The organism is Saccharomonospora sp. NB11, from assembly GCF_015910535.1.
Lineage (GTDB): Bacteria > Actinomycetota > Actinomycetes > Mycobacteriales > Pseudonocardiaceae > Saccharomonospora.
In genome coordinates, this window is sequence record NZ_JACBJG010000004.1 from 380,801 (window position 1) to 386,842 (window position 6,042).

5 protein-coding genes are annotated in these 6,042 nt (G+C 73.2%); all 5 read right to left on the bottom strand.

Annotated elements, in window-relative coordinates:
- Positions 1–5: 5 nt before the first annotated feature.
- Positions 6–1,442 (bottom strand): RsmB/NOP family class I SAM-dependent RNA methyltransferase, encoded by a 1,437-nt coding sequence (locus tag JAV51_RS08510; protein ID WP_197320100.1) that lies wholly within the window; start codon positions 1,440–1,442, stop codon positions 6–8.
- Positions 1,439–2,368 carry a methionyl-tRNA formyltransferase gene (gene fmt, locus JAV51_RS08515; protein ID WP_197320101.1) on the bottom strand — a complete coding sequence of 310 codons (930 nt, stop codon included), beginning with the start codon at positions 2,366–2,368 and terminating at the stop codon, positions 1,439–1,441. The genes JAV51_RS08510 and fmt overlap by 4 nt, the downstream gene beginning before the upstream one ends.
- A 150-nt stretch (positions 2,369–2,518) precedes the next feature.
- A complete protein-coding gene (locus JAV51_RS08520; RefSeq protein ID WP_197320102.1) occupies positions 2,519–4,639 on the bottom strand; it encodes a primosomal protein N' in 2,121 nt (706 codons plus the stop codon).
- Between the two features lie 37 nt (positions 4,640–4,676).
- On the bottom strand, positions 4,677–5,813 hold the full coding sequence (locus tag JAV51_RS08525) for an acyltransferase (protein WP_197320103.1): 1,137 nt from the start codon (positions 5,811–5,813) through the stop codon (positions 4,677–4,679).
- A 56-nt stretch (positions 5,814–5,869) separates the two neighbouring features.
- A partial coding sequence (locus tag JAV51_RS08530) for a methionine adenosyltransferase domain-containing protein (RefSeq protein ID WP_197320104.1) occupies positions 5,870–6,042 on the bottom strand: 173 nt, incomplete at its 5' end.

Consider the following 6,042-nt stretch of genomic DNA (forward strand, 5'->3'; position numbering starts at 1 on the left):
CGTCCTCACCTCTTGCGCGTGACCGCGCAGAACATCGCGTCGGTGCCGTGCCGGTGTGGCCAGAGCTGCACGTACGGACCGTCCCCCAGCGCGGGCACACCCGGGAACAGCTCGCGCGCGTCGAGCACCTCGGCGTCCGCGCGACGAGCGGCCTCGCCGATGATGCCCTCGGTCTCGGCCAGGTGGGGCGAACACACCACGTAGGTCACCACCCCGCCCGGACGCACCAGGCGGTACGCCGACGCCAGCAGTTCGCTCTGCAGCCGCGTCAGCTCGGCGATGTCGCCCGGCTGCTTGCGCCACCGCGCCTCCGGCCTGCGTCGCAGCGCCCCGAGCCCGCTGCACGGCGCGTCGACGAGCACCCGGTCGTACCCGCCGTCGAGACCGGGATCACGGCCGTCGGCGACGTGCACCGCGACGGGCAGGTCGTCGGTGGCCTCACGCACGAGCTTGGCTCGGTGCTCGGCCACCTCCACCGCGTCCACCGTCGCACCGCTCACCTGGGCGAGGCAGCCCAGCACCGTGGTCTTGCCGCCCGGGCCCGCACACAGATCGAGCCACCGTTCGTCGCCGCCGCCGGACAGCGGGGCGTTGGTCGCGGCCACCGCCACCAACTGGCTGCCCTCGTCCTGCACCGCGGCGAGCCCCTCGGCGAGGACCTCCGACTCCGCGAGGTCCCCTCCGCCGGGCGGGAGGTGAACGCCATAGGGCGAGTAGGGCGCCACGTCCCCGCCCGTGATGGCGGCCAGCTCCTCGGCACTCACCTGTCCCGGCTTGGCCAGCAGATGGACCGCCGGGCGGGCGTCGTCGGCCTCCAGCGCGGCCCGCAGCTCGTCACCGGTGTCACCCAGCGCCTCGGCGAAGGCCCTGGCGATCCACCGGGGATGCGAGGTCCGGAGAGCGAGCTGTCCCAACGGGTCGGACGCGGTGTCGGCCGCCAGCTCGTCGAGCCACTGCTGTTCGTCCTTCTCGGACACTCGCCGCAGCACCGCGTTGACGAAACCCGCCAGGCGCGAACCCGAGTCCTCCCGCACGAGGTCCACTGTGGAGGCAACGGCCGCGTGCCGGGGAATGCGCGTCCGCAGCAGTTGATAGGCGCCGAGCCGCAACGCGTCCAGCGCCACCGCGTCCACGCTGCCGAGCCCTCGGTCGACGCACTTGGCCAGCACCGCATCGAGCAGCCCGGTGGCCCTCGTCGTCCCGTAGGTCAGTTCGGTGGCCAACGCGGCGTCCCGCCCGGTGACCCGGCGCTGCCGCAACAGGTCGGGGAGTACGAGGTTGGCGTAGGCGTCGCGCTCGGTGACCGCGCGCAGCGTGTCGAACGCCGCGCGGCGTGCCGGGTCGTGTGCGGGCGGCTTGCGGGGCCCCTGTTTCCGGGGAGCCGGGCGCCGTCCGGCGTGTCCACGCTGCCCGTGTCGGTGCCTCCGCTGGTCGCCGCTCATGTCAGACGCTCCCCCTGCTCGATCCTGCTGCCGCGGGCCCAGTCGGTGGCGGCCATCCGTTTCTTGCCCTGTGCCTGCACCTCACCGAGGACGAGTGCCGACGTCGCGGTGCCCACGAGCACGCGACGACGCTCCACCCGCAGCTCGCCGGGAGCGAGGTCGGTGTGCTCGGCCACGATCTCGACCGGCCCGACCTTCAACCGCTGCCCACGGAACTCGGCCCACGCACCCGGGTCCGGCGTCACCGACCGCACGTGCCGGTCGATCGCCGCCGCGGGATGGGTCAGGGTGATCCGCGCGTCGGCGACGGTCACCTTCGGCGCGTAGGTGACGCCGTCGGTCGGCTGCTCCACGGCCCGCACCTCGCCGTCCTCGATGCCGTCCAAGGTGGACACCAAAAGGTCGGCGCCGGACACCGAGAGCCGCTCCAGCAGTTCCCCGGCCGTGTCGGTCGGGCGGATCTTCTCGGTGACCGTGCCGAACACCGGTCCCGCGTCCAGTTCACGCACGATGCGGAACGTGGTCGCTCCGGTGATCTCGTCACCCGCCCGCACGGCGGCCTGCACCGGAGCGGCGCCACGCCACGCGGGCAGCAGGGAGAAGTGGAGATTGATCCACCCGTGCTTCGGCACCGCGAGCGTGCGCTCCGGCAGCAGCGCCCCGTACGCGACGACGGGGCACGCGTCGGGCGCCAACTCGGTGAGCCGTGCCAGGAAGTCCTCGTCACCGGGGCGCTGCGGCGTCAGCACCTCGACACCGTGTTCGTCGGCGAGCGCCCCGACGGGCGAGCGCACAAGTCTGCGTCCCCGGCCCGCAGGGGCGTCGGGACGAGTCACGACGGCGACGACGTCGTGGCGCGGCGAGTCGAGCAACGCGCGCAACGACGGCACGGCAGGAGCGGGTGTTCCCGCGAAAACGAGCCTCATCGGCAGTCCGAATACGTGTGAATGAACGACATCGTTTCCAGTCTAGAGCTCGGTGCCCGCACCCCGATCCGCCGTGTCCGCACCCTACGCACGCGTGTCCGCCCCTCACGCACGCGTGTCCGCACCCAGCGACGCCGACATCACCCGGCCTCAGACGAGCGCCAGCGGGTCGAGCTGGATGCGCACCACGTCGGCGGCCTTGCGGGCGTCGCGCACCGCGCGCACTGCGTGCACCGCCTCCGCCAGCGCCTTGCCGTCCTCCCGGGGCACCCGCAGCAGGGCGCGTTCCCGCTCCGAGCGCCCCTCCTCGTCGATCTCCCCCAACGGCACGGGCCCGAGCACCTCGGCCGACGACGGCAGCGCGATCTCGTCCAGCAGGGCCGCCACCGCCTCGGGGCTGCCCTCCACGCTCGCCATGCGCACGTGCGGTGGGAAGCCGAGCTCCCCCCGCTCGGCCAGCTCCAACGAGGCGTGCCACCCGGGATCCCACCGCACCAACGCCTGCACCACGGGAATCCCGGCCTCGGCGCCGACGACCACCCGGCCGCCCTCGCGTGCCGGACGCACCAGGGTGGCCGCGGCCATCCACCGCCGCAGCGTCTCCTCGGCGGCCCGGAGGTCCTGCCGCCCCAGGAGCGCCCACCCGTCGAGCAGCAACGCCGCGCCGTACCCGCCCTCGGCGACGGGTTCGGCTCCGGGCGTGGCCACGACCAGCGCGGGCCGAGCAGCCACGGTGTCCAGCACGTCACCGCCCCCGGACGTCCGCACCGCGACACCCGAGAACGCGCGGCCGAGTTCCTCGGCGGTGCGGGCGGCACCCACCACCACGGCCCGCAGGCGTCCCGACGCACACGCCGGGCAGCGGTACGCCGCGTCCGCCACCCCACACCAGCGGCAGCGGGGCGCCCCCGCGTCGTGCGCGCCGGGGAGGAACAGCGGCCCGGCACAGCGTCGACAACGCGCGGGCGTCCGACACCGCGCACACGCCAGCCCGGGGACGTACCCGCGCCGAGGCACCTGGACCAGCACCGGTGCCCCGGCGGCCAGACTCGCGCGGGCCGCCTCGAACGCCACCGCGGGGAGTCGGGCGGCCCGCGCCGCCTCGTCGCGCGCGACGTCGAAGTCCTCACCCGTCGGCGTCACCCGCGGCGCGTGGGCGCGCAGCTCCTCCCGCGCGGCGACGACCGAGTGCGCCCACCCGGTCTCCACGAGCAACTGCGCCTCCGCGGTGCGGGAGTGACCGGCCACCACCACCGCCGCGGCGTCGGTGTGGGCGCGCAGCAGGAGCACGTCGCGGACCTGCGGGTACGGGGCATGGGGATCGACGTGGAGGTCGTCGCCGTCGTCCCACACCACGTACAGGCCCGGGTCGGCGACCGGCGCGAACATGGCCGCGCGGGTGCCCACCACGATGCGCGCCGCACCACGCACCACGGCCAGCCACCGGCGGTAGCGTTCGGCGGGTCCCAGCCCCGCCGACAGCGCCACGACGGTGTCTTCCCCTGCCAGCTCCTCGCAGGCGGCGTGGACGCGGGCGACGTCCCGGTGGTCGGGCAGCACGAGAACCGCCCCGCGGCCTGCGGCGGCGACCGTGGTGGCGAGCTCGGCCAGCCTGCGCGGCCAATCCTCCCCCGGAAGCGCCTGCCACACCGCCCGCGCGGCCTTGCCCTCACGCACGGCGGCCATCAGCGCGGGACCCCGTTGGTAACGGTGCCAGGCCGACGCCTCGGGCGCGGTGGGGAGTGCGGCGGGAGGACGGGACGGTTCGGACTCGACCCGCGCGTGCCGGGGAGGCACGGCCAGTCGCACGACATCGGCGAGCGTGCCGCCGTATCGACGGGCGACCGCACGACACACCCGGAGCAGGGCCGGGGTCAGGACACGCTCGGGCGAGACGACGCGTTCCAGGAACGCCAGTCGACGCGTGTAGTCGCTCGTCGCCGCCCGTTCCAGCAGGTAGCCGTCCACGAGCTGCCCCGCGAACCGCACCCGTACCCGGCAGCCGGGCGCAGCGGTGTCGGCGAACTCCTGCGGAACCTGATAGTCGAAGGTCCGGTCGAGGTGGGCCAACGGGACGTCGACCAGCACCCGGGCGATCGGATCGGTGTCGGCGGCCCGACGCCGGCCCTTCGCGCTCCTCGACCCCGAGCCCTTCGCTCGCGTCACCGTCCCACGCCCAGGCCCCGCGCCCCGCCGCACCGGCGGCTCCGCGTGCGCCGACGCGGCAGGCTGCGGCAACTCCCACAGCGGGTCGGTGTGCGAAGGGCTCATCCGTCCTTCTTTACCAGACCCGCCGCGCGTGTCCGGCTCACACGGACGGCCGGGCGGGCTCCGTGGGCGGCGGTGTCCGCCGCTTCGGCGTGATCCACTTGTTGAGCAGGTCGAACGCGGGCTGTTCGACGAGCCTCGTCAACGCCCACCCCAGCAGGATCGCCGTGGCGAACCAGGCGGGAATCCAGCCCCACCAGGGCACGCCGAGATCGGCGAGGTGACGGGCGACGATGGTGCCCATGACGTAGTGCATCAGGTACACGCCGTAGGAGATGCCCGCCAGCCAACGGATCGGACGCTCCAGGGCCGTGAAGATTCGACCGTTCCACGCCGGGGCGTAGGCGGCGACGCAGATCAGCACCATGGCCACCGCGTAGGGCAGGACGGCGTCGTTGGCGGGCGGATGCATGCTGTGGGCCATCAGCACCACGATCAGCATCAGGTAGAGCTGGGTGAAGCTCATCCGATTCTTCGACCAGCGGTAGATGGCGAATCCCGCGATCAGCAGGTGCGCCCGGTTCAGCCCCGTGCCGTCCATGGCGATCGACAGCCACGTCGGGACGACGTCGCCCGGTCCCATGAACAGGTAGCGGATCGCCAGCGGCACCAGCAGCACCGCCCACATCACCGCCGACGCCACGGTGCCCCGTACCCGCTTGCTGGCCGCAAGCAGGGCGATCACGGTGAAGCCCGCGACCTGCACCGGCACAGTCCAGTGCGCGAGGTCGATGTACTGGATGTCGGGCACCAGCAGGTGCACCAGCGCGAGGTTGCCGACCAGGTCGCGGTAGGTGTGCCGGGGCAATCCCTCGGGAGCGAAGAGCTGGGTGGCCACGAAGATGAGCACCACGGCGACCCAGAAAGCCGGCAACAGGCGCGCGAGCCGACGCAACCACCACCGCAGCGACGAGTGCTTGCCGATCGTCATCGCCGCGAAGTAGCCCGACACGGTGATCAACACCGACGCCCCGAACGGAAAGTCCATCCGCAGCGGCTCGGGCGGAAGCTCGAGACCGGGGAGGTTCAACGGGGCCAACAGCGTGGAGTGGAACGCAAGAACGGCCAGAATGCCGACGACACGAACCGCGTCCCAGCTGATGTAACGGGGTTTGCGGGGTTGGGGCTTCTCGGTTGTGGCCGCCGTGCTCGCCACGACCTGCTGCGCCTGCACCATGAGTTCGGGAGTCTAGGCCACCCCACTGGGGTTACCCCCGAAGGGGTGGCACACCGTTACGCTCCGACAGCGGCGCGCAACTCGTCGACACGATCGGTGCGCTCCCACGGCAGGTCGATGTCCGTACGGCCGAAGTGCCCGTAGGCGGCCGTGGGCGCGTAGATCGGACGCAGCAGGTCGAGGTCCCGGATGATGGCGGCCGGGCGCAGGTCGAACACCTCGGTGATCG